Genomic DNA, 25,747 nt, shown 5'->3' with positions numbered 1-25,747 from the left:
CCGTCTCGCCCGGAAGAAGTCATGACGTTCACTGCGCCCGCAACCGCCACCACCCGCTATGCGGGACTGGATGGGCTCCGTGCGATCGCGGTGGGGCTCGTCGTGGTCTACCACCTCTTCCCGCCACAGCTGCCGGGTGGATTCATCGGCGTCGACGTGTTCTTCGTCATCAGCGGCTTCCTCATCACGACGCTGCTGCTGCGCGAGCACGCGGCCGCCGGTCGCATCCGCCTGCGGGCCTTCTGGCGGCGTCGCGCCAGACGCCTGCTCCCCGCCCTCGCCCTCGTCGTGACGGTCTGCGCGACCGCCGCCTGGGTCATCGGCGGCGATGTGCTCGTGCGTCTGGGCGCCCAGGTCCTCGGAGCGTTCACCTTCAGCTACAACTGGCTGTCGATCGCGGGAGGCGACGGCTACTTCAGCGCCGCGGCGCCCGAACTCTTCCGCAACTTCTGGTCGCTCGCCGTCGAAGAGCAGTTCTACGTCCTGTGGCCGATCCTGCTGCCCCTGTTCCTGCTGATCCCGCGGGCCTGGGGGCGGATCGTCGCCGTCCTCGCCCTCGCCGCGGCCTCGGCCGTGTGGATGGGCGTCGTCGCATCGACCGGCGGCATCACCCGCGGCTACTTCGGGACCGACACGCACGCGTTCGGCATCCTGCTCGGCGTCGCCCTCGCCTTCGCGCTGTTCGGCGTCGTGCACCGAGCGAGGCCCACGCCGGCCGACGTGACGCTCGCGGACGGCTGGACCGTCGTGCAGCCCCGGATCGCCGGCCGTCGGATGCCGAGCCGCGCCGCCGTCGTCACCGCCGTCCTGGGCGGTGCGTCACTCATCGCAATCGCAGCGCTCGCGCTCGTGCCTCCGACCATGACCGCGGCAACCTTCCCCGGCGCCGTGCTGGCGGCGAGCCTGCTGAGCGTCATCGCCATCGCGGCGGGGATCTGGCCGGGCTCGGTCTTCGGTCCCGCGCTCGACCAGCCGGTGCTGCGCTGGATCGGCGACCGGTCGTACGGCATCTACCTCTGGCACTGGCCGCTGCTCGTCCTCGTCGTCGCCGGCGTGCAGGGCACGGCCCCCGACGCCGGCTTCTCGCCCTGGATCGGCGTGGGCGTGCTCGCCCTCACCCTGGCCTCAGCCGAATTGTCGTACCGCTTCGTCGAGACGCCGGTACGTCGCCACGGATTCCTCGGATCATTCCGGATGCTGCTCACCAGACTGCGCGGCACGCCCGCTGCCCGGCTCGGGGCACTCGCGACGATCGTCGCGGGAACGCTCGTGGTGGGCGGCACGTCGGCGGCGATCGCCATGGCGCCTCTGACCGCCACAGGCGAAGACGTCGTCGCGGCCGGAGCCGCGGCCCTCGAGCGAGCCAAGGAGGCGCCCGCTCCTGCGGCCACAGACGCGCCGACCCCCGCGCCCCCCGCCACTCCCCGACCCGTCGCCCCGCTCACCGCAGAACCGCAGCCCACCGTCGCACCGGTCGTGGTGACCGGCGACCAGGTGACCGCCGTCGGCGACTCCGTCATGCTCGCCTCCGCACCCGCGCTGCTCGAACGGCTGCCGGGCATCCACATCGACGCGGCCGTATCGCGCTCGGCGTGGGCGGGGCCCGGCATCCTCGAGACCCTCGCGGCGAGCGGCACGCTGCGCCCGTACGTCGTCATCGCGCTCGGCACCAACGGCCCCGTCGATCCGTCCTCGCTCGAGGGGATGGCCGCTGCCGCCGGCGACGACAGGCTCGTCGTTCTCGTGAACGCCTATGCTCCACGCGACTGGATCCCCGGCGTGAACGCCGACCTCGCCGCGTTCGCACAGGGGCGGCCCAACGTCGTCGTCGCCGACTGGTCGGCCGCGATCGCCGACCGCACGGACCTGCTCGCGGGCGACCACGTGCACCCCGGAACCGAGGGCAGCCGGATCTTCGCCGACGTCGCCGCCGGCACGATCGAGCAGGTGCTGCAGGAGCGCGCCGAGCGCCGCTACTCGATGAAGCAGCGCCTGTATGACGACCTCACCCCTCCGCCGTCGCCCCGCGTCCGCACGGACTGACGACAGCGGATGCCGCGACCACCGGCATCCGCTCGGGAAACGCCGAGACCCGCACACCCCAGGGGGTGTGCGGGTCTCGTGATGCGACTCGGTCGCGTCAGGCCTTGTCGGCCTCGACGGCGTCTTCGGCAGCAGCTTCGGCGGCGGCGCCCTCTTCGGGCGACTCCGCTCCGGCGTCGGCCGCGGCGTCCTCGGCGGGAGCCTCCTCGGCGACCTCGGCCTCGGCGGCGGGCGCCTCAGCGGCGGGGGCCTCGGCGGCAGCGGACTTCTTCGCCGACTTCGGCTTCTTGGTCACGGGCTCGAGGACGAGCTCGATCACGGCCATGGGTGCGTTGTCGCCCTTGCGGTTGCCGACCTTCGTGATGCGGGTGTAACCGCCCTCACGATCGGCGACGAGCGGTGCGATCTCGGCGAAGAGGACGTGCACGACCTCTTTGTCGCCGATGACCGACAGCACACGACGGCGCGCGTGCAGGTCGCCGCGCTTGGCGAACGTGATGAGGCGCTCCGCGAGCGGACGCAGGCGCTTGGCCTTGGTCTCGGTCGTCTTGATCGACTTGTGCGTGAAGAGCGCGGCGGCGAGGTTCGCAAGCAGCAGACGCTCGTGTGCGGGGCCGCCTCCGAGGCGGGGACCCTTCGTGGGCTTAGGCATTCTCAGTTACTCCAGGGTGAGTGTCGATCGATCAGACGGTTTCGTCTTCGTAGCCGCCGTAGAAGTGCGCGCCGTCGAACCCGGGAACCGAGTCCTTGAGCGACAGTCCGAGCGAGACGAGCTTGTCGCGCACCTCGTCGACCGACTTCTGGCCGAAGTTGCGGATGTTCATGAGCTGGGTCTCCGACAGGGCGACCAGCTCGGACACCGTGTTGATTCCCTCGCGCTTGAGGCAGTTGTACGAGCGGACCGACAGATCCAGGTCCTCGATCGGCATGGACAGCTCGTTCGAGAGGACCGTCTCGACCGGCGCGGGGCCGATCTCGATGCCCTCGGCCTCGACGTTCAGCTCGCGGGCGAGCCCGAACAGCTCGGTCAGCGTGCGACCGGCCGATGCCACCGCGTCACGCGGAGCGATCGACGGCTTCGCCTCGACGTCCAGGACGAGCTTGTCGAAGTCGGTGCGCTCCCCGGCACGCGTCGCGTCGACGCGGTACGAGACCTTCAGCACGGGCGAGTAGATCGAGTCGACCGGGATCTGGCCGGCCTCGGCGTACTCGTTGCGGTTCTGGGTCGCCGAGACGTAGCCGCGACCGCGCTCGATCGTCAGCTCGAGCTCGAACTTCGCGGTGTCGTTCAGCGTCGCGATGACCAGCTCGGGGTTGTGCACCTCGACACCGGCGGGCGCGGAGATGTCGGCGGCCGTGACCTCACCGGCGCCGGTCTTGCGCAGGTAGGCGGTGATGGGCTCGTCGCGCTCGCTCGAGACGACGAGCTGCTTGATGTTGAGGATGATCTCGGTGACATCCTCCTTGACCCCGGGGATGGTGCTGAACTCGTGCAGCACTCCGTCGATGCGGATCGACGTGACGGCGGCGCCGGGGATCGACGAGAGAAGGCTGCGACGCAGCGCGTTGCCGATCGTGTAGCCGAAGCCGGGCTCCAGCGGCTCGATGATGAAGCGGCTGCGGAACTCCCCGATCTTCTCCTCGGTCAGGGTGGGACGCTGTGCAATGAGCACTATGTGTTCCTTTCGATCACGTGCCCGCTATATGACACGTGCGGTGTGTGAGGTGTTGAGTTCTACTCGGGGGATGCCTGGGGCCCAGGCATCCGATGTCTCGAAGCGGCCGACGCGCGGCCTACTCGACAACCGGCACGGTGCGAGCAGGCCACGCGCGGCGCGTGAGTGGGATCAGACGCGGCGGCGCTTGGGCGGGCGGCACCCGTTGTGCGCCTGCGGAGTGACGTCCTGGATCGAACCGACCTCGAGACCAGCGGCGGTGAGCGAACGGATCGCCGTCTCGCGACCCGAGCCCGGGCCCTTCACGAAGACGTCGACCTTCTTGACGCCGTGCTCCTGCGCCTGACGGGCAGCAGCCTCGGCCGCCATGCCGGCGGCGTACGGCGTCGACTTGCGCGAGCCCTTGAAGCCCACGCCACCCGACGACGCCCAGCTGATGACGGCGCCCGACGGGTCGGTGATCGAGACGATCGTGTTGTTGAACGTCGACTTGATGTGGGCGTGGCCCAGCGCGATGTTCTTCTTCTCCTTGCGGCGCGGCTTGCGCGCGGCGGACTTGGCCTGTGCCATGTGCGTGTTCTCCTGAACCTTCGGGGCCGCGCTTAGCGCGCCTTCTTCTTGCCGGCGACCGTGCGCTTCGGACCCTTGCGGGTACGCGCGTTCGTCTTCGTGCGCTGCCCGCGCACCGGGAGGCCGCGGCGGTGACGCAGACCCTCGTAGGAGCCGATCTCGACCTTGCGGCGGATGTCGGCGGCCACCTCGCGGCGGAGGTCACCCTCGACCTTGTAGGTGCCCTCGATGTGGTCGCGGAGGGCGATGAGCTGGTCGTCGCTGAGGTCCTTGACGCGGACGTTCTCGTCGATGCCCGTCGCGGTGAGGATCTCGCTCGAGCGGGTACGGCCAACGCCGTAGATGTAGGTAAGGGCGATCACCACGCGCTTATCGCGCGGGATGTCGACGCCGGCAAGACGTGCCATGCGGCTCTCCTAAGGAGTAGGTGGAGGTATGGAGCAGGATCTGTGCTCGGGCCTCCGCCCGAGGTGTCCCCTGCGCCGAAGCGCCGGTTCCGAACCTGCCTGTGTGATGTGTTCAGTTGTGTGTCAGATCTCGATACGCGTCGCCTGCGGCGGCGCTACTCGATCTTGAGTCGAATCGCGTGAGTTCCGCTTCGCGAAAGTCACCCGACTCGACTCAACCCTGGCGCTGCTTGTGACGTGCGTTCGACTTGCAGATCACCATGACGCGACCGTGGCGACGGATGACCTTGCAGTGGTCGCAGATGGGCTTGACGGAGGGATTGACCTTCATGATTTCCTGTTTCGCTGTCTTCGCCGCGCGCGACCCTTCGACGAGCTCAGGGACGAGCGGGCGTTACTTCTCGACCGGTCTAGCGGTAGCGGTAGACGATGCGGCCGCGCGTGAGGTCGTAGGGCGAAAGCTCTACGACGACGCGGTCCTCGGGGATGATGCGGATGTAGTTCTGTCGCATCTTGCCCGAGATCGTGGCGAGGACCTTGTGTCCGTTGCTGAGCTCGACGCGGAACATCGCGTTGGGCAGAGCCTCGGAGATCACGCCCTCGATCTCGATGACACCGTCTTTCTTCGCCATACGCTCGCTAACACTCGCAGCAGACCGGTCGGTCTGCGGATGGATGGGATTGCGGTTCCCGACACGCCAATAAAGGCGCAAGGCACCAACACTCAAGCATACGTGATAGTGGGGCCGGCGGCAAACCGCGGTGCCGCGGCCCCGCGATCAGCGCAGCGGCGCGAGGAGGTCGGCCGCGGGGTCGCCCGTCAGGGTCACGAAATCGCCGTTGAGGACGATCGTCGGGGTGCCGGCGCCTCCGCCGGGGCCCTCGGGGATCGAGTTGGTCTGCTTCCGCACGAAGTCGACGTACTCGCGCTCTTCGACGCACGTGTCGATGCCCGTCGCTCCGGCCTTCTCGGCTTCGGAGATCAGCTGCTCGTCGGTGAGCCCTCCACCCGTGGGGCCTGCACCGAAGACGGCCTGCATGAAGGGGTAGGACGCGTCCGGTGCGGCCTCGGCGACGCAGTACATGGCGTTCGCCGAACGCTCCGAGAAGTCCGTTCCCGATGCGGCGTTGAGGTTCGCGAGCGCGACCGGGAAGAGGTTCGCGGTGATCGTGCCCTCGTCGAGCAGATCGTCGACCGTCGGGCCGTACGTCTTCTCGAAGTTCTGGCAGTGCGAGCAGTAGAAGTCGAACCACACATCGAGCTCGTCGGATCCGGTGCCGACCTGGATGGCGCCGGTCTCGGAGTTGATGCCCGAGCTCTCCGGCCGGGGACCCGGGGCGTTCGCGGTGTTGTTCATCCAGACGACCAGCACCGTCACGAGGATGAGCGCCACGACGACGCCGATGCTGATCCAGATCGCGAACGGGTTGACCTTGCGTGCCTGTGCCATGACTTCCTCTCCGGCCTCAGCCGATGGGTCGGGGGGTGATGCCGAATGGCGCGAGTCCCTCCGCGCCGCCGTCGGGTGCCGTCAGCACCCAGATGCCGTCGTCGTGCACCGCGACGCTGTGCTCCCAGTGCGAACCGGCGGTTCCGTCGAGGGTCGAGACGGTCCAGCCGTCATCTTCGATGAAGGTCTCCTGGTCGCCGATGACGACCATGGGCTCGATCGCGAGCACGAGTCCGGGGCGGACTTCGGGCCCGGGGTCGGAGACCCGGTAGTTGAACACCGACGGCGACTCGTGCATCTTCCGGCCGATGCCGTGCCCGACGTAATCGCGCAGGATGCCGTACCCGCCCTCGGGGGCGTTCGCCTCGATGTGGTCCTCGATCGCGGCGCCGATCTCACCGAGGTGCTTCGCTCCCGCGAGCGCGGCGATGCCGGCCCACAGCGACCCCTGCGTGACGTCGGACAGCCGCTGCCGCGCGGCGACGACGTCGGGTCGCGAGGGGTCGGGCAGCACGACGCTGAAGGCGGAGTCGCCGTTCCAGCCGCGGAACTGCGCGCCCGCGTCGACGGACAGGATGTCACCGGGCTGCAGAACGCGCTCGCCCGGGATGCCGTGCACGACCTCTTCGTTGACCGAGGCGCAGATCGTGTGGCGATAGCCCCGCACGAGCTGGAAGTTCGATTCCGCGCCGCGCTCGGTGATCGCAGCGGATGCCGCGGCATCCAGCTCGGCGGTCGTGACACCGGGTGCCACGAGCGCGCGAACGGCGTCGAGCGCAGCCGCCGTGATGCGACCGGGCTCGATCATCGCCCGCAGCTGGGCGGGCGTCTTGTAGATGGAGCGGCGCAGCACGTCAGGAAGCGGTCGGGACGATCCCGCGGGCGCGGAGCGCGCCGATGACGCGTGCCGTCACCTCGTCGAGCGAGCCGACGCCGTCGATCGAGTCGACGATGCCCCGGTCGCGGTAGACCTCGAGGATCGGTGCCGTCTCGCGCTCATAGATCGCCAGGCGGTTCTCGATGACCTCTTCCGTGTCATCCGTGCGGCCCTGTTCGAGCGCGCGACGGCGCAGGCGATCGACGCTCACGGCGCGCGCCACGCCCAGTTCGAGCACGGCGGTCAGCGGCTCGTCACGCGTGACGAGGTACTCGTCGAGCATGCCGAGCTGGCCGAGGTTGCGCGGAAATCCGTCGAGCAGGAAGCCGGTCGCCGCGTCGGGCTCACCCAGACGATCGCGCACGACCTCGAAGGTCAGCGCGTCGGACACCAGATCCCCCGCCTCGATGACGGCCTTCACCTGGCGACCGAGGTCGGTCTCGTCCTTGATGTTCTGACGGAAGACGTCACCGGTCGAGATCGCGGCGATGCCGAACAGCTCAGCGATGCGCGCGGCCTGCGTGCCCTTTCCCGAGCCCTGCGGACCCACCAGCACGAGTCGCGCCGGCTGAAGCGGCACCTCTTCGTCGCGGCGGTGCGCCGCGCCTTCGCGGTGCTGCTCGTGCTCGCCGAACGCGAGGTGTCCCTCGTGGCGGTCGTGGTGGGGGTGCTGAGGCGTGTTCGTCAACGGAGGAGCCCTTCGTAGTGACGCTGCTGGAGCTGAGCATCGATGTCCTTCACCGTCGCCAGTCCGACGCCGACGATGATGAGGATCGATGCGCCGCCGAACGGGAAGTTCTGGTTCGCGCCGACCGTCGACAGGGCGACAAGCGGAATGAGGGCGATGAGACCGAGGTACATCGAGCCGGGCGCGGTGATGCGCGTGAGCACGTAGTCCAGGTATTCGGCGGTCGGACGCCCGGCACGGATGCCGGGGATGAACCCGCCGTACTTCTTCATGTTGTCGGCGACCTCGACGGGGTTGAACGTGATCGCGACGTAGAAGTACGTGAAGCCGACGATGAGCAGGAAGTACAGCGCCATGTAGAGCGGGTGGTCGCCCGTGACGAGGTACTGCTGGATCCAGGTCACCCATGCCGGAACCTCTTCGCCCGGCTGCGGCTGGTTGAACTGCGCGATGAGCGCGGGGATGTACAGCAGCGACGAGGCGAAGATGACCGGCACGACGCCGGCCTGGTTGACCTTGATCGGGATGTACGTGTTCGTGCCGCCGTACGTGCGGCGCCCGACCATGCGCTTGGCGTACTGGACGGGGATGCGGCGCTGCGACTGCTCGACGTAGACGACGAGCGCCATGACGAGGATGCCGACGGCCAGCACGAGCAGGAAGACCTCGAAGCCACGCGCCTGTGCGATGGCCCACAGCGAACCGGGGAAGGTCGCCGCGATCGAGACGAAGATGAGCAGCGACATGCCGTTGCCGATGCCGCGCTCGGTGACGAGCTCGGCGAACCACATGATGAGGCCGGTGCCGGCGGTCATCGTGATGATCATGAGCAGCTGGGCCCACCACACGTCGTTCGTCAGCAGCTGCTCGCACTCGGGGATGCCGGTGAAGCCGAACAGCTGACCGCTGCGAGCCACGGTGACGAGAGTTGTCGACTGCAGCAGCGCGAGGGCGATCGTGAGGTAGCGGGTGTACTGCGTGAGCTTCGCCTGGCCCGCCTGGCCCTCCTTGTGGAGCGCCTCGAAGTGCGGGATGACGACGCGCAGGAGCTGCGTGATGATCGTCGCGGTGATGTAGGGCATGACGCCCAGCGCGAAGATCGACAGCTGCAGCAGGGCGCCGCCCGAGAACAGGTTCACGAGCGAGAGGAGGCCCTCGGTCCCCGCCGAATCTCTCAGGCAGGACTGCACGTTCGGGAAGTCCACGAACGGAGTCGGCACGTGCGCGCCGAGCCGATAGATGGCGATGATCGCGAGCGTGAAGGCGATCTTCCGCCGCAGGTCGGGTGTACGGAAGATCCGCGCAATGGCGCTGAACAAGACGATGCCTCCAGGGGGATGCCGGTGCGCTCGCAGCGCACACGAAACCCAGGTTAGCCCAGAGAGGGCCGGAGGATGTCCTCCGGCCCTCTCCGTGCGTGTTACTTGACGGTGCCGCCTGCCGCGACGATCTTCTGCTCGGCGGAACCCGAGACCTTGTCGACGGACACGGTGAGCTTGACCGAGATGTCGCCGGTGCCGAGCACCTTGACCTTCTCGTTCTTGCGGACGGCTCCCTTTGCGACGAGGTCGCTCACGGTGACGTCTCCACCGGACGGGTAGAGCTCGGCGAGCTTCTCGAGGTTCACGACCTGGTACTCGACGCGGAACGGGTTCTTGAACCCGCGCAGCTTCGGCGTACGCATGTGCAGCGGCATCTGGCCGCCCTCGAAGCCGACCCGCACGGTGTTGCGGGCCTTCGTGCCCTTGGTGCCGCGACCGGCTGTCTTGCCCTTCGAGCCCTCACCGCGACCCACACGGGTCTTGGCGGTGTGGGCGCCCGGGACGGGACGCAGGTGGTGCACCTTGAGGACGCCGGGCCGGGATGCCGGGGCATCCTTCTTCGGCGCGGCCTTGGTGGCGGCCGGCTTCTTGGCGGCAGCCTTCTTGGGCGCGGCCGTGACGGCCTCGTCCTTCTTCTCGGCCTTCTCAGCCATTAGTCGATCTCCTCAACCTTCACGAGGTGGGCGACGGTCTTGACGTAACCGCGCGTCTGCGCGTCGTCCGGACGGACGACCGAGTCGCCGATCCGCTTGAGACCGAGCGAACGCAGCGTGTCGCGCTGGTTCTGCTTCTCGCTCACCTTGGACTTGACCTGTGTGACCTTCAGACGTTCGGCCATCATGAACCTGCCTTCGCTGCCTCAGCGGCCTTGGCCTCGTTGCGGAGCAGGATCGCCGGTGCAACCTGGTCGTAGTCCAGGCCACGGCGCGCGGCGACCGCACGGGGTTCCTCGAGCATCTTCAGCGCCGTGACCGTCGCGTGCACGATGTTGATCGTGTTCGACGAGCCGAGCGACTTCGAGAGGACATCGTGGATGCCGGCGCACTCGAGCACGGCGCGCACGGGACCACCGGCGATGACACCGGTACCCGCGGCGGCGGGGCGAAGCAGCACGACGCCTGCGGCGGTCTCACCCTGCACGGGGTGCGGGATGGTCTTGCCGACGCGGGGCACGCGGAAGAAGTTGCGCTTGGCCTCTTCGACACCCTTCGAGATGGCCAGGGGCACTTCGCGGGCCTTGCCGTAGCCGACGCCCACGAGACCGTTGCCGTCACCCACGACGACGAGCGCCGTGAAGCTGAAGCGACGGCCGCCCTTGACGACCTTCGACACGCGGTTGATGGTGACGACGCGCTCGAGGAACTGGCTCTCGTTGCGGTCGCGACCACGGTCGCGCTGGTTCTGGTTGCGCTCACGTCCGCCGCGGCGCGGCTCGCGCTCGCGCTCGGCGGGCGCCTCCGTGGCGGGTGCCTCGGTGGCCGCAGCCGGCTCAGCGGTCGTGGTCACTTCGTTCTCCTTGTTCTCACTCACAGGTTCAGACCTCCCTCGCGGGCGCCGTCGGCGATCGCCGCGACCCGGCCCGCGTAGCGGTTGCCACCGCGGTCGAACACGACGTCTTCGACGCCGGCGGCCTTCGCACGCTCGGCGACGAGCTCGCCGACCTTGCGCGCCTTGGCGGTCTTGTCACCGTCGAACGAACGCAGATCGGTCTCGAGCGTCGACGCCGAGGCCACGGTGTGACCCTGGCTGTCGTCGACGAGCTGGACGAACACGTGACGCGAGGAACGCGTGACCACGAGGCGGGGACGCTCGGCAGTGCCGACGACCTTCTTGCGAAGGCGGGCGTGACGACGCGCGCGGGCGTCGGACTTCGACTTCACAGCCATGCTTACTTACCAGCCTTTCCGGCCTTGCGGCGGACGACCTCGCCCGCGTAACGCACACCCTTGCCCTTGTAGGGCTCGGGCTTGCGGATCTTGCGGATGTTCGCAGCCGCCTCACCGACGGCCTGCTTGTCGATGCCGGTCACGGTGACCTTGTTGTTGCCCTCGACCGAGAACGTGATCCCGGTGGGCGGGTCGACGAGCACGGGGTGCGAGAAGCCGAGTGCGAACTCGAGCGAGCTGCCCTTCTGCGCGACGCGGTAGCCCGTGCCGACGACTTCGAGGCCCTTCGAGTAGCCCTGCGTGACACCGATGATGTTGTTGTTGATCAGGGTGCGGGTCAGGCCGTGCAGCGAGCGCGATTCGCGCTCGTCGTCGGGCCGGGTCACGATGACCTGGTTCTCCTCGACCTTGACCTCGAGGGGGCGAGCCACGGCGAGCGTCAGCTCGCCCTTGGGGCCCTTGACGGTGACGTCCTGACCGGAGACCGAGACGGTCACGCCGGCGGGGATGTCGATGGGAAGGCGTCCGATACGCGACATGTCAGATCACCACACGTAGGCGAGAACTTCCCCGCCCACGCCCTTCTGCTCGGCCTGACGGTCCGTGAGAAGACCGGAGGAGGTGGACAGGATCGCGACGCCGAGACCACCGAGCACGGTGGGCAGCTCGGTCGAGCGTGCGTACACGCGCAGACCGGGCTTGGAGACGCGCTTGATGCCGGCGATCGACCGCTCGCGGTTGGGGCCGTACTTCAGCGAGATGGTGAGGGTCTGGCCGACGCGTGCGTCGCTGATCTCCCACCCCGCGATGTAGCCCTCTTTCGTGAGGATCTCGGCGATGTTCGTCTTGAGCTTCGAGTTGGGCATGGCCACGGAGTCGTGGTGTGCCGAGTTCGCGTTGCGCAGACGGGTCAGCATGTCTGCGACCGGGTCTGTCATCGTCATGGTTGTTTTCCTTTGTTCATGAGGTTTCGACACACCGTTACACGCCGGCCGACCTTCGATGATTCAGCAGTATTCAGTTGTGGGAACGGATGCCGCGGGCAGGCGCCGTGCGCCGAACCCGCGGCATCCGAAGATCAGGCCTGTGCGTTCTCGGTGCGGAACGGGAAGCCGAGGTGGCGCAGGAGTGCGCGGCCCTCGTCGTCCGTCTTCGCATCGGTGACGATCGTGATGTCGAAGCCGCGCACGCGATCGATCCGGTCCTGGTCGATCTCGTGGAACACGGACTGCTCCTGGAGACCGAACGTGTAGTTGCCGTGACCGTCGAACTGCTGGGGCGAAAGCCCGCGGAAGTCGCGGATACGCGGCAGCGCGAGGTTCACGAGGCGGTCGAGGAACTCCCACGCACGGTCACCGCGGAGGGTGACGTGTGCGCCGATGGGCTGGCCCTCGCGCAGCTTGAACTGAGCGATCGACTTGCGTGCCTTCGTGACGATCGGCTTCTGGCCGGTGATCTGGACGAGGTCCGAGACCGCGCCGTCGATCACCTTGCTGTCGCGCGCGGCTTCGCCGACGCCCGTGTTCACGACGATCTTCACGAGACCGGGGATCTGCATGACGTTCGCGTAGCCGAACTCTTCCTGCAGCTGCTTCTTGATCTCGTTCCGGTACTTCTGCTTCAGGCGGGGCTGGATCTTGCCAGCCTCCACGGCAGTGGCGTTGCTCATGTTCAGAGGTCCTTGCCTGACTTCTTCGCGTAACGCACGCGGACGGTGCGCTTGACGCCGTCCTTCGTCTGCTCCTCGACGCGGTGACCGACGCGGGTCGGCTTCTTGCTCGAGGGGTCGACGAGTGCGACGTTGGAGATGTGAATCGGGGCTTCCATCGTCTCGATGCCGCCCGTCTTGGCTCCGCGCTGGGTCTGGCCCACGCGGGTGTGCTTGGTGACGTAGTTCACGCCCTCGACGATGACGCGGTTCTGCTCGGACAGGATCTCGAGGACCTTGCCCTGCTTGCCGCGGTCGCCGCCGCGTTCGGGCTTGGCGCCCGTGATGACCTGAACCAGGTCGCCCTTCTTGATCTTCGCCATGATCAAATGACCTCCGGGGCGAGCGAGACGATCTTCATGAACTTCTTGTCACGAAGCTCACGACCGACCGGTCCGAAGATGCGGGTGCCGCGAGGCTCCCCGTCGCTCTTCAGGATGACGGCGGCGTTCTCGTCGAACTTGATGTAGGAACCGTCGGGACGACGGGTGGACTTGACGGTGCGGACGACGACAGCCTTGACGATGTCGCCCTTCTTGACGTTTCCGCCGGGGATCGCGTCCTTGACCGTCGCGACGATGATGTCGCCCACGCCGGCGTAGCGACGTGCGGAGCCGCCGAGCACGCGGATGGTGAGCAGCTCCTTCGCGCCGGTGTTGTCGGCGACCTTGATGCGGGATTCGTTCTGAATCACTTGGCCTTCTCCAGAATCTCCACGAGGCGCCAGCGCTTGGTGGCGCTCAGCGGGCGGGTCTCGTTGATGACGACCAGGTCGCCGATGCCGGCGGTGTTGCCCTCATCGTGTGCCTTGACCTTGGACGTGCGACGGATGACCTTGCCGTAGAGAGGGTGCTTCACGCGGTCCTCGACCTCGACGACGATCGTCTTGTCCATCTTGTCGCTCACGACGTAGCCGCGGCGCGACTTGCGGTAACCGCGGGCGTCCACGTCGCGCACGTCGTGCTCAGCCGATTCGTGACCGGTCACGACGGCTTCTTCAGCCTTCTTGGTGGCCATCACTCAGCCTCTTCCTTCGTCGCCTCGTCAGCGGCATCCGCCTTCTTGGCCTTGGTCTTCTTCGCCTTCGTCGCCGTCTCCAGCGGTGCGGGCGTGGCACGGATGCCGAGCTCGCGCTCACGGATGACGGTGTACAGCCGCGCGATGTCGCGCTTGACCGCACGGATGCGGCCGTGGCTCTCGAGCTGGCCGGTGGCCGACTGGAAGCGCAGGTTGAACAGCTCTTCCTTGGCCTTGCGCAGCTCTTCGACCAGGCGCTGGTCTTCGAACGTGTCGAGCTCGCTCGGGGCGAGCGTCTTGGTGCCGATCGCCATTACGCGTCGCCCTCCTCGCGCTTGATGATGCGTGCCTTGAGCGGCAGCTTGTGGATTGCCCGGGTGAGGGCTTCGCGAGCGAGTTCCTCGCTGACACCGGCGACCTCGAAGAGGACGCGGCCCGGCTTGACGTTCGCGACCCACCATTCCGGCGAGCCCTTACCCGAACCCATGCGGGTCTCGGCGGGCTTCTTGGTGAGCGGGCGGTCGGGGTAGATGTTGATCCACACCTTGCCGCCGCGCTTGATGTGACGGGTCATCGCGATACGAGCGGACTCGATCTGACGGTTCGTCACGTACGCGGGCGTGAGCGCCTGGATGCCGAACTCACCGAACGACACCTTGGTGCCGCCGGAGGCCTGGCCGGAGCGACCCGGGTGGTGCTGCTTGCGGTACTTGACCTTGCGGGGAATAAGCATCAGGCAGACGCTCCTTCTGCGACGGGGGCCTCGTTGCGGGGGCCACGGCGACGGTCGCCGCCACGGTCGTCACGACCGCGGGGTGCCTTCGGCGCATTCGCCTGCTCACGCGCGAGTTCCTTGTTGGTGAGGTCGCCCTTGTAGATCCAGACCTTCACGCCGATGCGGCCGAAGGTGGTCTTGGCCTCGTAGAAGCCGTAGTCGATGTTCGCGCGGAGCGTGTGCAGCGGCACACGGCCTTCGCGGTAGAACTCCGAACGGCTCATCTCGGCGCCGCCGAGACGGCCCGACACCTGGATGCGGACACCCTTGGCGCCGGCGCGCTGCGCGCCCTGCAGACCCTTGCGCATCGCGCGGCGGAACGCCACGCGAGCCGAGAGCTGCTCGGCCACGCCCTGGGCGACCAGCTGCGCGTCGGCCTCGGGGTTCTTGACCTCGAGGATGTTGAGCTGGATCTGCTTGCCGGTGAGCTTCTCGAGGTCGGCGCGGATGCGCTCGGCCTCGGCGCCGCGGCGGCCGATCACGATGCCCGGGCGGGCGGTGTGGATGTCGACGCGAACGCGGTCACGCGTGCGCTCGATCTCGATGTTGCTGACGCCCGCGCGGTCGAGGTTCTTCTGCAGCAGCTTGCGGATCTTGATGTCCTCGGCCACGTAGTCCGCGTAGCGCTGGCCGGGCTTCGTCGAGTCGGAAAACCAGCGCGACACGTGGTCGGTGGTGATGCCGAGGCGGAAGCCGTACGGGTTGACTTTCTGGCCCATTACTTGCTCGCCTTCTTCTTACCGGTCGTTGAGCTTGTCGACGCTGCCGGAGCCGCGTCTGCGACCTCGGGCGTGGAGAGCACGACCGTGATGTGGCTCGTGCGCTTCTTGATCTGGAAAGCGCGACCCTGAGCGCGGGGCTGGAAACGCTTGAGCGTCGTGCCCTCGTCGACGTACGCGTTGGCCACGTACAGGTCCTGCTCGTCCAGGAACTCGCCGTCCTTGTCCGCCTTCACGCGAGCATTCGCGATGGCAGCGGCGACGAGCTTGTAGATCGGCTCACTGGCGCCCTGCGGAGCGAACTTCAGGATGGCCAAGGCCTCCTGAGCCTGCTTGCCCTTGATGAGAGCGACGACACGGCGAGCCTTCTGAGGGGTCACGCGGATGTGCTTCACGCGTGCGATGGAATCCACCATTGCTTCTCCTCCTAATCTCTGTCGAGAGCGCCCCGCGTCAGCGGCGGCGACCCTTCTTGTCGTCCTTCTCGTGGCCGCGGAAGGTGCGGGTGGGCGCGAATTCGCCCAGTTTGTGACCGACCATGGTCTCGCTCACGAACACAGGGATGTGCTTGCGACCGTCGTGCACGGCGATCGTGTGACCCAGCATGGCCGGGATGATCATCGAGCGACGGGACCAGGTCTTGATGACGTTCTTGGAACCGGCTTCGTTCTGGGAGACGACCTTGCGAAGCAGGTGCTCGTCGACGAAGGGGCCCTTCTTAAGGCTGCGAGGCATCCTCTACTCCTACTTGCGCTTCTTGCCGGCGTTGCGACGGCGGACGATGTACTTGTCGCTCTCCTTGTTGGGGTGGCGGGTGCGACCCTCTGCCTGACCCCAGGGGGAGACGGGGTGGCGTCCACCGGACGTCTTGCCCTCGCCACCACCGTGCGGGTGGTCGACCGGGTTCATCGCGACACCGCGGACGGTCGGGCGGATGCCCTTCCAGCGGTTGCGGCCGGCCTTGCCCCAGTTGATGTTCGACTGCTCGGCGTTGCCGACCTCGCCGATCGTCGCACGGCAGCGCGCGTCGACGTTGCGGATCTCGCCCGACGGCAGACGAAGCTGCGCGTAGGGGCCGTCCTTGGCGACGAGACGCACCGACACACCGGCCGAACGCGCCATCTTCGCGCCGCCGCCGGGGCGGAGCTCGATCGCGTGGATCACGGTACCGGTGGGGATGTTGCGCAGCGGCAGGTTGTTGCCGGGCTTGATGTCGGCGCCGGCACCCGACTCGACGATGTCGCCCTGCTTCAGCTTGTTCGGCGCGAGGATGTAGCGCTTCTCGCCGTCGAAGTAGTGCAGCAGCGCGATGCGCGCGGTGCGGTTGGGGTCGTACTCGATGTGAGCGACCTTGGCGTTGACGCCGTCCTTGTCGTTGCGACGGAAGTCGATCAGTCGGTACTGGCGCTTGTGACCGCCACCGATGTGACGCGTCGTGATGCGGCCCTGGTTGTTGCGGCCACCGGTCTTGCTCAGCGGGCGAAGGAGCGACTTCTCAGGCGTCGATCGGGTGATCTCGGCGAAGTCAGCCACCGACGAGCCGCGGCGACCCGGGGTCGTGGGCTTGTACTTGCGAATAGCCATTGTTCTCTAGTCCTCTATCCCGACCGTCAGCCGACTGCCGTGAAGATGTCGATGGTGCCCGACTTGAGCGTCACGATGGCGCGCTTGGTGTCCTTGCGCTTGCCCGTGCCGAAGCGGGTGCGGCGGGACTTGCCGACGCGGTTGATCGTGTTGACCGCGGCGACCTTGACGCCGAAGATCTTCTCGATGGCGAGCTTGATCTCGGTCTTCGTCGAGCGGGGGTCCACGAGGAACGTGTACTTGCCCTCGTCGATGAGCCCGTAGCTCTTCTCGGAGACGACCGGCTTCAGGATGATGTCGCGCGGGTCCTTGTTCACGGTGCTCATGCCGAGACCTCCTCGGTGCTCACGGTGGTGGCGCCGGACTTCGCAGCGGCACTTGTGTCGAGCTTGGTCGAGACAAACGCGTCGAAGGCGGCCTTGGTGAAGACGATGTCGTCCGAGACGATCACGTCGTAGGCGTTCAGCTGGTCGAAGGTCAGCACGTGCACGTATGCGAGGTTGCGCAGGCTGCGGATGCTGAGCTCGTCGTCACGGTCGATGACGACCAGGACGTTCTTGGCCGCGCCGAAGCCGGCGAGGACGGCGGCAGCGGCCTTCGTCGAGGGGGCGCCTTCGATGCCGAAGGACTCCACGACGTGAAGACGCTCGCCGCGGACGCGGTCGCTCAGCGCACCGAGGAGCGCGGCGGCGATCATCTTCTTGGGCGTGCGCTGCGAGTAGTCACGCGGCTGCGGGCCGTGGACGGTGCCACCGCCGCGGTGCTGCGGCATGCGCACCGAACCCTGACGGGCGTTACCGGTGCCCTTCTGCTTGAACGGCTTGCGGCCCGAGCCCGAGACGTCGCCTCGGGTCTTGGTCGCGTGCGTGCCCTGGCGAGCCGCCGCGCGCTGCGCGACGACGACCTGGTGGATCAGCGGGATGTTCGTCTTGACGTCGAAGATCGCGGCGGGCAGCTCCACGGAGCCGGCCTTCTTGCCGTCGGACTTGCGCACGTCGAGCGCGAGAGTCGAGTCAGCCATGAGTTCAGGCACCCTTCACTGCGTTGCGGACGTAGACGATGCGGCCACGCGCGCCGGGGACGGCGCCCTTGACGAGCAGCAGACCCTTCTCGGCGTCGACGGCGTGCACCGTGAGGTTGAGGACGGTCACGCGCTCGCCACCCATACGGCCGGCCATGCGCATGCCCTTGAAGACACGGCTCGGGGTCGACGAGGCGCCGATCGAACCGGGCTTGCGGTGGTTGCGGTGTGCACCGTGAGATGCCGAGACGCCCTTGAAGTTGTGGCGCTTCATGACACCCGCGGTGCCCTTGCCCTTGCTCGTGCCGACGACGTCGACGAGCTGACCGGCTTCGAAGACACCGTCGACCGTGAGCTCCTGACCGAGTGAGTAGTCAGCAGCATCCGCCGTGCGGATCTCGGTGAGGTGGCGACGCGGCGTCACGCCGGCGGCCTCGAAGTGGGCGGTCTGCGGCTTGTTGACCTTGCGGGGGTCGATCTGGCCGTAGGCGATCTGGACGGCCTTGTAGCCGTCCTTCTCGGGCGTGCGCACCTGGGTGACGACGTTGGGTGCCACCTCGATGACGGTGACGGGAACGACCTTGCCGTTCTCGTCCCAAACCTGGGTCATGCCGAGCTTCGTGCCCAGCAGGCCCTTGGAAACCTTGGAGTTGATATCAGCCATGTCGACCTCAGAGCTTGATCTCGATGTTGACGTCGGCCGGGAGGTCGAGACGCATCAGCGAGTCGACGGCCTTGGGCGTCGGGTCGATGATGTCGATGAGGCGCTTGTGGGTGCGCATCTCGAAGTGCTCGCGGCTGTCCTTGTACTTGTGGGGCGACCGGATGACGCACACGACGTTCTTCTCGGTCGGAAGGGGCACGGGGCCCACGACGGTCGCGCCCGCACGGGTCACGGTGTCGACGATCTTGCGGGCCGACGAATCGAGGCCGGCGTGGTCGTACGACTTCAGGCGAATGCGGATCTTCTGTCCCGCCATTGTCTGCTCACTCTCTATCCGCGTCTTACCGGCCCGGGGACCCCGGGGGCATTGGACGCACTGCGGCGCTTGCACGCCCTGGCACTGGTGCACCACTGTTCTCGTGTCAAACCGGCGGCCTGCGCCTCCGGCTCCCTCCCCGACCGCACGCATACGTGCAGTTCGATCTCCGGGCATCCCGGTGCTCGAACCTGTCGAGGGAGTGGATTGGTGTTCTGCTGCCCGCGGCCTAGGACTCTGCGCTCTCGCGCCGCCTATGCACTGCCCTGGCAGTGATCCGACCTGCACAGCGAAGGCACGTCGGAATGTGGAACCTCACTAGTGTACGTGCAGCCCGGGCGTGTCGCAAACTCGGGCGTGTCGCGACAACAGGTGCGCGGCGCCCCGGTTCCCACGGCCCCCGAGTACCGTTCCGCGCGGGCGGGAAGTGGCATCCCTGCTCAGCGGAAGACCTCGTCCACGACAGCCGCCAGCATCTCATCGACGTCACCGAGACGGTGCCGCCCGTTCGCGACGAGGGGCCGGCCCGCGACGACGACGTCGCGCACGTCGGATGCCGCGGCGCTCAGCCAGACCTGATCCGGCAGAGCCCCCGCGGTGCGCACGCTCCGCGTGTCGATCGTCACGAGATCGCACACCGCGCCGCGCTCGATCCGGCCGCCGTTCCACCCCAGTGACGCGTAGCCGTTCGAGCCGCCGATGCGCTGCAGCTGCGACGGCGAGAAGTTGCTGCGTCTGCCCGAGGCGAGCCGCTCGTGGCCCTCGAGGGCGCGCAGCTCGTCGAAGGGATCGACGATGACGTGCTGGTCGCTGCCGATCGCGAGCCTGACCCCCGCCTCTACGAGCACGCGTGCGGGGCCGATGCCGTCGGCGAGGTCGCGCTCGGTGGTCGGACAGAAGCAGACCGTGCTCCCGCTCGACGCGAGCGCCTGCACATCCTCGTCGGTGAGGTGGGTCGCGTGGACGGCGGTGAAGGCGGGACCCAGGAGACCGGCTTCTTCGAGAGCCTGCACGGGCGTGCAGCCATACGCCGCGAGCGCCTGCTGGTTCTCCCGGGGCTGCTCGGAGACATGCGCGTGCACGGGACGCTGCTGCAACCGGGCGGCGATCCGTCCGAGTCCGCGCACATCCACGGCGCGGACGGAGTGGATCGCTGCGCCGATCTGCACGAGCGGACCCGCCGACAGCCCGTCATGTCGCGCGAACCATCCCTCGATATCGCGGTCCGAGAACCGGCGCTGCGCCGGCTCCAGCGGCACGGAACGGCCGTCCTCGTCGAGTCCTCCGCGCAAGTACATGGTGTCCAGGAGCGTGAGGCGGATCCCGGCATCCCGCGCGGCCTCGATGAGGGCGTGCCCCATCGCGTTGACGACGTCGTGCGGGCGCCCGTCGGGCCGATGGTGCACGTAGTGGAACTCGCCCACCACGGTGTAGCCGGCGAGCACCATCTCCGCGTAGACGGCCGTCGCCGTCCGCCGGTAGAGGTCGACATCCAGTCGCGTGACGGCGTGGTACATGAGCGTCCGCCAGCTCCAGAAGTCGCCGGCGTCGTGACTGAGGCGCCCCCGCAGGACGCGGTGGAACGCATGGGAGTGCGCGTTGGCGAACCCCGGCACGGTCAGACCGCGCAGCTGCGCATCCCCCTCGCGGGGGGATTCCTCCACGACGTGGTCGACGATGATGCCGTCCCGCTCGATCAGTCGCACGCCGGCGACGACGTCGTCGCCGATGGCCGCGTGCTCGAGCCAGAAGGTGCCCATCGTCTCAGGCGGCGCGCGCGGTCATGAGCGAACGCAGAGCCTGCACCGCGATCGCCGCGTCGGAGTCGTCCACGTGTTCTTCGGGCGAATGGGAGACACCCGTGACATTGCGCACGAGGATCATCGCCGTGGGGATGCCGGCGAGCGCGAGGACCCCCGCGTCGTGGCCCGCACCGGACGGCAGCCGGGGCAGCGCCCGCCCCACCGCGGCGTCGATCGTCTCCGCCACCCCCGGATCGAAGAAGACGACGGGCGTCCAGCTCTCTTCCACGACGGGCTCCCCCATGCGGTGCTGGATGCTGCGGGTGAGGGCGCGCACGCGCTCCGCATCCGCGCCCCGGGCGTCGATCCACAGCCGCGCACGCGACGCGATGGCGTTGACCGCGCCGGGCTCGACGTCGACGCGCCCCACCGTGGCGAGCACGCCGAGCTCCTCTGCCGCCGACCGGACGGCCAGGATGCCCTGCGCCATCTTGAGCACCGGGTCGGTGCGCGCGTCGAGCGGTGTCGTTCCCGCGTGATTGGCCACACCCGCGAGATCCATGCGCCAGCGGCCGTGGGGCCAGATCGCCGTGGCGATGCCGAGCGGCTGTCCGAGCGATGCGAGACCGGCGCCCCGCTCCGACTCCACGGGCATATGACCCTGCTCGACATGGACCTCCACGAATTCGCCGATCCTGGCGAGGAGGGCGTGGTCGGCTCCGATGTGCTCCGGCGTGTGCCCGTTCCTGCCGAGCACCTCGGCGAGCGTCGTCCCGTCGGCGTCCGAAAGTCGCAGCGCACGGTCGGCCGTGAGCGATCCGGTCATCAGGCGCGAGCCGAGGCATGCCGTTCCGAACCGTGAGCCCTCTTCGTCCGAGAACGCGACGACGGCGATCGGACGCCGCGGACGGATGCCGGAGGCCATCAGCTCGCCGACGGCGGCGAACGCCGCCGCGACACCGAGGGGGCCGTCCCACAGGCCACCTTCGGGAACGCTGTCGAGATGCGACCCGCACACGAAGGCCTTTCCGGGGAGGTGCGCATCCCACCACGCCCAGAGGTTTCCGTTGCGGTCGACGTCGACGTCGAGCCCGAGATCGCCCGCACGGCCGACGAACCACTCGCGTGCCGCGAGCTCGGATGGACCCCACGCGAATCTGTTGTAGCCGCCGGTCGCGCCGTTGCGGCCGAGCGGTGAGAGGTCGGAGAGCAGCACGCTGGTCCTTTCGTTTGGATGGAGCACGTAGATGGACGTCGGCGACGACGACGTGGGACGCGTCACGGCCCCATGAACACCCGCCGGGCGACGACGGACTCCTCGAAGGACTCCAGGCGGTGCTGAGTCGACTCCGGGCTGACCTCGACGATCGCCTCGAGCAACGACATGCACAGCATCGTCGGCACGACGTGGGAGTCGAACACGAGCTGATTGCCCACCGGTGCGACAAGTCGATCGTCGGCCAACTCGGTGAGGGCCGTGTACGGCGAGTCGGTGATCGCGAGCACACGGAGCCCGATGGATTTCGCGAAGCGCGCGACCTCGACGATCTCAGCCGGATAGCGCGGCAGCGCCAGCAGGATCGCCCACGTGGCGCCGGACATGCGGGCCTGTTCCAGCGAGTCCTGCGTCGCACTGTCGAAATGCGTGAAGACGCGGACGTCCGCGAGGACGATCGCCGCGAAGTATCCGAGCGTCTGCGCGAGTCCCGAGGACGCGCGCAGACCCACGACGACGAGGGGTCCGGAATCCACGAGTCGACCGGCGACCGCGCGGAGCGGCTCGGGGTTCGCGAGATCGTCGCGCAGTTTCAGGAGGTTGCGGACTTCGGCGCTCGCCGCGCGCTGGTAGATGTTGAGGTCTTCGCCGGCACCGGAGGCGGGCTCGGACGATGCCGTGCCGGCGCTGCGGCGCAGGAACTGCGAGAACTCCTGGAAGCTGCCGAAGCCGAGCGTCCGCACGAATCTGCTCACCGACGGCTGGCTGACATCCGCGAGGGCGGCGAGTTCGCTCGCGCTGCGGTAGGCGGCGTCGGTCCGGTCCGACATGATCCGGTGCGCGATGCGCCGCTGGATGGGAGTGAGTCGCCTGTCCTCGATGAGCGCCGCGAGCGCGTCGGCCGGTTTCGTCATCTTCCTCCCCCTTGATCGAGGCGGACGTGCCCCGGCCGTTGCCGGGACACGTCCGCCTCACTTCCCACCGCGATCAGTCCGCCGGATAGGCCGCATAGGACGCCTTCGCGACATTGACGGTGATCTCGCCGTTCATCTCGACGGTCGAGACGACCGTCGCCTCCCCGGCCGGGACCGCGTTCAGGCGCGAGTTGACCGAGACGGCGACCGTCGTGCCGGGCGCGACGTTCGTGAACGTCTTGCTCCCGTATGCGGTGGTGACCTTGATGTCGGCAGGCACCCGCGCGAAGTTCGTCGCCGACACCGACAGGTAGACCTTGCCGCCGAGCGCACGCGCCGTGGTCTCCGCGGTCACGGGGTCGGGTGCGCACTCGGCCATCTCGACCTCGGCGATCTGGCCCAGGTCGACGTTCACCTCGACGGTCTGCGTCGCACCGTCCGGAGTGGTGCAGGTCAGCAGCCACGGCTCATCCGTGACGAAGGCCTCTTCGGCCGGAAGCTGCGAGACGTCGCGCACTCCTTCGGCCGTGTAGGCACCGGCCGGCCGCACCGACGGGTTGACCGCCCAGGTGAAGGAGCCGTCCGCGTTCGTGACGACCATCTCGCTCGTGAGCGACTGCTCGAAGCTCACGGGGGCGACCGTGCCGTCGGGCTGTGCGTGGGGTCGCGTGTACATGGGGAACGCCTTGCTCAACTCGAGCGTCGTCCCGGGTACCGCGACGCCGGTGATCCTCGAGTGCTGAGCCGGGTTGGCGGTCTCGCGCAGCGCGACGAGCACGGCGTTCTTGAACGTCGGGTAGTAGTCGCCGACCTCGAGCTTGTAGTTGTGACGGCTGTTGTTCACGCCGGGGTGGCACGTCTCGGTCGTCACCGACAGGGCGCGGGTCGCGTAGTACGTCCAGTCGATCGCCTCGCCGTTGGTCTCGTAGTCCCATCCGGACGGAAGGGCCGTGTAGGTCGGGCCGAGGGCAGCGGCCATCTCGGCCGCGAGCGCGTGCAGACGGTCGTTGTCCTGGGTCAGGCCGGCGGCCTTGAGCAGGGGCGGGTAGAGCACGACCTGGATGCACGTGTGCTGCGTGTTGAACACCGTCGCCTGCCGCGTCGACATCAGCCACTGGATGTTGCGCGTCTCGGGCTCGGACCACGCCGCCGTGCCGTTGCCGGAGCCGCGGGCCGACGGGATCCAGCCGTAGCCGTAGTTGCGGTTCATGTCGACGCCGGTCTGCGTCGCGCGGGTGTGCGCTTCGAAGCCGTCCGGGTTCACGAGCGGAACGATGACGACGCGCGTCGAGTCCAGAAGGTCCGCGTACTCGGGAGAGTCGGCGTTGGTGAGCAGATCCCACGCGAACTCCCACGTGAGCTCCGTGCTCGTCCACTCGTTGCCGTGGTGGGTGCCGACCTGGACGAAGACCGGCTTGCCGTCGGGGACGTCGACGTCACGCGTGATCTCGAGCCCCCAGATCGGGGTGCCCTTCGACGATGGCTCCGGCAGCTCGACGACACGAGCGAGATCCGGATAGGTCGCCACGAGGTGGTCGCGCTCCGCGACGTACTCGGCGACGGTGGTCTTGTAGTCGTCGTTCCCGCTCGGAACGTCTGCGAGCGCAGGTGTGGCCCCGACGGCGAGAAGACTCACCGCGAGCGCGAACACCCCCGCGACACCAGCGCTCCGTCTGATGTGGTTCGGCATTGCTCTCCCCTTGCATTCGTAACTTCGCTGTGCCGCGGGCCGAACGACGGAACGACGTCATTCAGTTCCATTCATTGACCTAGGGCTTGAATGGCGCCAATCTAGGGGAGGGCCACAGGACGCACAAGCCCCTCTCTCCGGCAGGCTTCGGGAAGCCGCACCGGGAGTCGAGTGCGCGTGGCGCTCTGCGTCAGACTCCGCCGGCGTCCTTGCCGTCGTTGCCGATCATGCCGTCGAGCTTGTCGCGAACGCCGTCGACGTGCTGGTCGACGCTGTCCGGTGCGACCTTCTTGACGAAGTCTGCGGCGGCGCCGAGGGCGTTGTCGCTGACTTCTTCGGCCTTGTCGCTCTTCAGCGCGTCGCCGATCTTGTCCTTGTTCTGGTCGAGGAACTGCTTGCCCTGGTTGACGAGGTCATCGATGCCCATGCGCGGTCTCCTTCGAAGTGCTCGACGGGCCGGTGCCCGTCGAACTCATTGTGACGCGGATCCCCCGCCGTCGGAAGGTGCGGCGACGCGCGCTTCGGTCGGTGTCGCAGCGGCGCGGCGCGGCCGTGACATGACCCAGACGTAGGTGGAACCGGCGATGACGACGCCGCCGAAGACGAGTGCCCACCACGGGAATCCCGGCACTGAGGGATGCTGCCCCGCAGCCTCGATGTCGGCCAAGGGCGTCGGCAGGATGCGTTCGGCGGTGAGAAGGATGCGGTGACTGTTGATGCCGAGCGGCGTGCACGTCACGAGCGTGACGAGGTCCTCGCCGCGCGTCGGATACAGGGTCTCGGTCTGGTCGGGCTGCACGACCTTCTTGTCGCGCACCTGATAGGTCAGGACCTCGCCGAAGACCTCGATCGTGAAGGTGTCGCCGAGTTCGACCTCGTCGAGCCTCGTGAAGAGCTCGGCACCGGCGAGACCACGATGCCCCGTCAGGATGGAGTGCGAGTCAGTCCCGCCGACGGGGAGTGCGGTGCCCGCGAGGTGCCCGATCCCCCGCTCCAGGGTGTCGTCGCTCGTGCCGTGATAGATCGGCAGATCGAGGTCGATGACGGGGATCTTGATGCGCGCCATGAGCCCTTCCGCGTCGGCGCGGAGGAGCCGGTCGTAGTCGTCGGCGGCGGTGCCGCCTTCGGCCTGCGGCTTGCGCTCACCGGCGGCGACGACGGACGTGCCGTCGACGAGGGCGCTGTTGTAGGCGAGAGCATCCTGGATCGCCTGGTGACGCGACTCGGCGTTGAGATCGCGGACGGTGTTCGAGTAGCCGTCGATCCGCTGCGTCTGCTGGTACTGCGTGAGCCAGGCCGCGGCGCTCGGGTAGAGGAAGACCGCGACACCCAGGATGAAGCCCAGGGCGATGATGGCCGGCACCCAGGGAAACCTCCGCCGGGATCGGCGGTTCGAGCGGTCGCGCAGCGCGGGCGGGCGCGGATCGGCGGTGAGAGTCATGGCTGCTTCCGGTCACGTGA

At 67.9% G+C, this 25,747-nt stretch carries 37 protein-coding genes; 1 reads left to right on the top strand and 36 read right to left on the bottom strand.

Features of this window, described 5'->3' with window-relative positions:
* Positions 1-21 precede the first annotated feature (21 nt).
* Positions 22-2,043, top strand: a complete 2,022-nt coding sequence (locus ACWICD_RS00740) for an acyltransferase family protein (protein WP_454138992.1) — start codon at positions 22-24, stop codon at positions 2,041-2,043.
* A gap of 97 nt (positions 2,044-2,140) precedes the next feature.
* On the opposite strand, the gene rplQ is transcribed toward ACWICD_RS00740, so the two are convergent.
* The 36 genes from rplQ to ACWICD_RS00560 form a co-directional block, all read right to left on the bottom strand.
* The gene (gene rplQ, locus ACWICD_RS00735; protein WP_376129453.1) at positions 2,141-2,695 is read right to left on the bottom strand and encodes a 50S ribosomal protein L17; all 555 of its coding nucleotides are present in this window, start codon (positions 2,693-2,695) and stop codon (positions 2,141-2,143) included.
* Positions 2,696-2,726: 31 nt separating this feature from the next.
* Positions 2,727-3,716: a DNA-directed RNA polymerase subunit alpha gene (locus ACWICD_RS00730; RefSeq protein ID WP_376129455.1), complete on the bottom strand. Its 990-nt coding sequence runs from the start codon at positions 3,714-3,716 to the stop codon at positions 2,727-2,729.
* A 174-nt stretch (positions 3,717-3,890) separates the two neighbouring features.
* Positions 3,891-4,289, bottom strand: coding sequence for a 30S ribosomal protein S11 (gene rpsK / locus ACWICD_RS00725; protein ID WP_376129457.1), 399 nt, complete (start codon positions 4,287-4,289; stop codon positions 3,891-3,893).
* A 32-nt stretch (positions 4,290-4,321) separates the two neighbouring features.
* Positions 4,322-4,696, bottom strand: coding sequence for a 30S ribosomal protein S13 (gene rpsM / locus ACWICD_RS00720; RefSeq protein WP_376129460.1), 375 nt, complete (start codon positions 4,694-4,696; stop codon positions 4,322-4,324).
* 214 nt (positions 4,697-4,910) lie between these two features.
* Positions 4,911-5,027 carry a 50S ribosomal protein L36 gene (rpmJ, locus tag ACWICD_RS00715; protein ID WP_376129462.1) on the bottom strand — a complete coding sequence of 39 codons (117 nt, stop codon included), beginning with the start codon at positions 5,025-5,027 and terminating at the stop codon, positions 4,911-4,913.
* A gap of 79 nt (positions 5,028-5,106) precedes the next feature.
* Positions 5,107-5,328, bottom strand: coding sequence for a translation initiation factor IF-1 (gene infA / locus ACWICD_RS00710; RefSeq protein ID WP_017201569.1), 222 nt, complete (start codon positions 5,326-5,328; stop codon positions 5,107-5,109).
* A 147-nt stretch (positions 5,329-5,475) separates the two neighbouring features.
* Positions 5,476-6,147: a DsbA family protein gene (locus ACWICD_RS00705; RefSeq protein ID WP_376129465.1), complete on the bottom strand. Its 672-nt coding sequence runs from the start codon at positions 6,145-6,147 to the stop codon at positions 5,476-5,478.
* Positions 6,148-6,163: 16 nt separating this feature from the next.
* Positions 6,164-7,000 carry a type I methionyl aminopeptidase gene (gene map, locus ACWICD_RS00700; protein WP_376129468.1) on the bottom strand — a complete coding sequence of 279 codons (837 nt, stop codon included), beginning with the start codon at positions 6,998-7,000 and terminating at the stop codon, positions 6,164-6,166.
* A gap of 1 nt (position 7,001) precedes the next feature.
* A complete protein-coding gene (locus ACWICD_RS00695) occupies positions 7,002-7,604 on the bottom strand; it encodes an adenylate kinase (protein ID WP_376129567.1) in 603 nt (200 codons plus the stop codon).
* Between the two features lie 104 nt (positions 7,605-7,708).
* A complete protein-coding gene (gene secY, locus ACWICD_RS00690; RefSeq protein WP_376129471.1) occupies positions 7,709-9,031 on the bottom strand; it encodes a preprotein translocase subunit SecY in 1,323 nt (440 codons plus the stop codon).
* Positions 9,032-9,132: 101 nt separating this feature from the next.
* On the bottom strand, positions 9,133-9,687 hold the full coding sequence (gene rplO, locus ACWICD_RS00685; protein WP_376129474.1) for a 50S ribosomal protein L15: 555 nt from the start codon (positions 9,685-9,687) through the stop codon (positions 9,133-9,135).
* Positions 9,687-9,872 carry a 50S ribosomal protein L30 gene (gene rpmD, locus ACWICD_RS00680; RefSeq protein WP_045275468.1) on the bottom strand — a complete coding sequence of 62 codons (186 nt, stop codon included), beginning with the start codon at positions 9,870-9,872 and terminating at the stop codon, positions 9,687-9,689. The genes rplO and rpmD overlap by 1 nt, the downstream gene beginning before the upstream one ends.
* Complete coding sequence (rpsE, locus tag ACWICD_RS00675) at positions 9,872-10,564, bottom strand: 30S ribosomal protein S5 (protein ID WP_376129476.1); 693 nt, start codon at positions 10,562-10,564, stop codon at positions 9,872-9,874. The genes rpmD and rpsE overlap by 1 nt, the downstream gene beginning before the upstream one ends.
* Positions 10,561-10,920, bottom strand: coding sequence for a 50S ribosomal protein L18 (gene rplR, locus ACWICD_RS00670; protein ID WP_376129479.1), 360 nt, complete (start codon positions 10,918-10,920; stop codon positions 10,561-10,563). Before rplR ends, rpsE begins: the two co-directional genes overlap by 4 nt.
* Positions 10,921-10,922: 2 nt before the next feature.
* The gene (gene rplF / locus ACWICD_RS00665; protein ID WP_376129482.1) at positions 10,923-11,459 is read right to left on the bottom strand and encodes a 50S ribosomal protein L6; all 537 of its coding nucleotides are present in this window, start codon (positions 11,457-11,459) and stop codon (positions 10,923-10,925) included.
* A 6-nt stretch (positions 11,460-11,465) separates the two neighbouring features.
* A complete protein-coding gene (gene rpsH / locus ACWICD_RS00660) occupies positions 11,466-11,864 on the bottom strand; it encodes a 30S ribosomal protein S8 (RefSeq protein WP_376129485.1) in 399 nt (132 codons plus the stop codon).
* A gap of 134 nt (positions 11,865-11,998) precedes the next feature.
* On the bottom strand, positions 11,999-12,589 hold the full coding sequence (gene rplE, locus ACWICD_RS00655) for a 50S ribosomal protein L5 (protein ID WP_376129487.1): 591 nt from the start codon (positions 12,587-12,589) through the stop codon (positions 11,999-12,001).
* Between the two features lie 2 nt (positions 12,590-12,591).
* Positions 12,592-12,951: a 50S ribosomal protein L24 gene (gene rplX / locus ACWICD_RS00650; RefSeq protein ID WP_376129489.1), complete on the bottom strand. Its 360-nt coding sequence runs from the start codon at positions 12,949-12,951 to the stop codon at positions 12,592-12,594.
* Between the two features lie 2 nt (positions 12,952-12,953).
* Positions 12,954-13,322 (bottom strand): 50S ribosomal protein L14, encoded by a 369-nt coding sequence (gene rplN, locus ACWICD_RS00645; RefSeq protein WP_376129491.1) that lies wholly within the window; start codon positions 13,320-13,322, stop codon positions 12,954-12,956.
* Positions 13,319-13,645, bottom strand: coding sequence for a 30S ribosomal protein S17 (rpsQ, locus tag ACWICD_RS00640; protein WP_376129494.1), 327 nt, complete (start codon positions 13,643-13,645; stop codon positions 13,319-13,321). Before rpsQ ends, rplN begins: the two co-directional genes overlap by 4 nt.
* The gene (gene rpmC / locus ACWICD_RS00635) at positions 13,645-13,959 is read right to left on the bottom strand and encodes a 50S ribosomal protein L29 (RefSeq protein ID WP_159846875.1); all 315 of its coding nucleotides are present in this window, start codon (positions 13,957-13,959) and stop codon (positions 13,645-13,647) included. Before rpmC ends, rpsQ begins: the two co-directional genes overlap by 1 nt.
* A complete protein-coding gene (gene rplP, locus ACWICD_RS00630) occupies positions 13,959-14,378 on the bottom strand; it encodes a 50S ribosomal protein L16 (RefSeq protein ID WP_376129497.1) in 420 nt (139 codons plus the stop codon). The genes rpmC and rplP overlap by 1 nt, the downstream gene beginning before the upstream one ends.
* Positions 14,378-15,139, bottom strand: coding sequence for a 30S ribosomal protein S3 (gene rpsC, locus ACWICD_RS00625; RefSeq protein WP_376129499.1), 762 nt, complete (start codon positions 15,137-15,139; stop codon positions 14,378-14,380). Before rpsC ends, rplP begins: the two co-directional genes overlap by 1 nt.
* Entirely contained in the window at positions 15,139-15,555 is a 417-nt protein-coding gene (gene rplV, locus ACWICD_RS00620) for a 50S ribosomal protein L22 (RefSeq protein ID WP_376129501.1), read from the bottom strand. The genes rpsC and rplV overlap by 1 nt, the downstream gene beginning before the upstream one ends.
* Before the next feature lie 37 nt (positions 15,556-15,592).
* Positions 15,593-15,874 carry a 30S ribosomal protein S19 gene (rpsS, locus tag ACWICD_RS00615; protein ID WP_248170013.1) on the bottom strand — a complete coding sequence of 94 codons (282 nt, stop codon included), beginning with the start codon at positions 15,872-15,874 and terminating at the stop codon, positions 15,593-15,595.
* A 9-nt stretch (positions 15,875-15,883) separates the two neighbouring features.
* On the bottom strand, positions 15,884-16,723 hold the full coding sequence (rplB, locus tag ACWICD_RS00610; RefSeq protein ID WP_376129504.1) for a 50S ribosomal protein L2: 840 nt from the start codon (positions 16,721-16,723) through the stop codon (positions 15,884-15,886).
* Positions 16,724-16,749: 26 nt separating this feature from the next.
* Positions 16,750-17,049 carry a 50S ribosomal protein L23 gene (gene rplW, locus ACWICD_RS00605; protein WP_454138991.1) on the bottom strand — a complete coding sequence of 100 codons (300 nt, stop codon included), beginning with the start codon at positions 17,047-17,049 and terminating at the stop codon, positions 16,750-16,752.
* A complete protein-coding gene (gene rplD / locus ACWICD_RS00600) occupies positions 17,046-17,744 on the bottom strand; it encodes a 50S ribosomal protein L4 (protein ID WP_454138990.1) in 699 nt (232 codons plus the stop codon). The genes rplW and rplD overlap by 4 nt, the downstream gene beginning before the upstream one ends.
* A gap of 4 nt (positions 17,745-17,748) precedes the next feature.
* Complete coding sequence (gene rplC / locus ACWICD_RS00595; protein WP_376129512.1) at positions 17,749-18,408, bottom strand: 50S ribosomal protein L3; 660 nt, start codon at positions 18,406-18,408, stop codon at positions 17,749-17,751.
* Between the two features lie 7 nt (positions 18,409-18,415).
* On the bottom strand, positions 18,416-18,724 hold the full coding sequence (gene rpsJ / locus ACWICD_RS00590; protein ID WP_013584016.1) for a 30S ribosomal protein S10: 309 nt from the start codon (positions 18,722-18,724) through the stop codon (positions 18,416-18,418).
* Positions 18,725-19,164: 440 nt separating this feature from the next.
* Positions 19,165-20,484 (bottom strand): formimidoylglutamate deiminase, encoded by a 1,320-nt coding sequence (locus ACWICD_RS00585; protein WP_454138989.1) that lies wholly within the window; start codon positions 20,482-20,484, stop codon positions 19,165-19,167.
* A 4-nt stretch (positions 20,485-20,488) separates the two neighbouring features.
* Positions 20,489-21,682, bottom strand: a complete 1,194-nt coding sequence (locus ACWICD_RS00580; RefSeq protein WP_376129517.1) for an allantoate amidohydrolase — start codon at positions 21,680-21,682, stop codon at positions 20,489-20,491.
* Positions 21,683-21,744: 62 nt separating this feature from the next.
* A complete protein-coding gene (locus ACWICD_RS00575) occupies positions 21,745-22,596 on the bottom strand; it encodes a MurR/RpiR family transcriptional regulator (RefSeq protein WP_454138988.1) in 852 nt (283 codons plus the stop codon).
* A 73-nt stretch (positions 22,597-22,669) separates the two neighbouring features.
* The gene (locus ACWICD_RS00570; protein ID WP_454138987.1) at positions 22,670-24,286 is read right to left on the bottom strand and encodes a M14 family zinc carboxypeptidase; all 1,617 of its coding nucleotides are present in this window, start codon (positions 24,284-24,286) and stop codon (positions 22,670-22,672) included.
* 190 nt (positions 24,287-24,476) lie between these two features.
* Positions 24,477-24,713: a hypothetical protein gene (locus ACWICD_RS00565; RefSeq protein ID WP_376129525.1), complete on the bottom strand. Its 237-nt coding sequence runs from the start codon at positions 24,711-24,713 to the stop codon at positions 24,477-24,479.
* 45 nt (positions 24,714-24,758) lie between these two features.
* On the bottom strand, positions 24,759-25,727 hold the full coding sequence (locus tag ACWICD_RS00560) for a class C sortase (RefSeq protein ID WP_376129528.1): 969 nt from the start codon (positions 25,725-25,727) through the stop codon (positions 24,759-24,761).
* Between the last annotated feature and the right edge of the window lie 20 nt (positions 25,728-25,747).

Source organism: Microbacterium sp. NPDC055357 (assembly GCF_053644835.1).
Note: the sequence above shows the minus strand (reverse complement) of the source record. Positions and strands in the feature narration are given on the sequence as shown.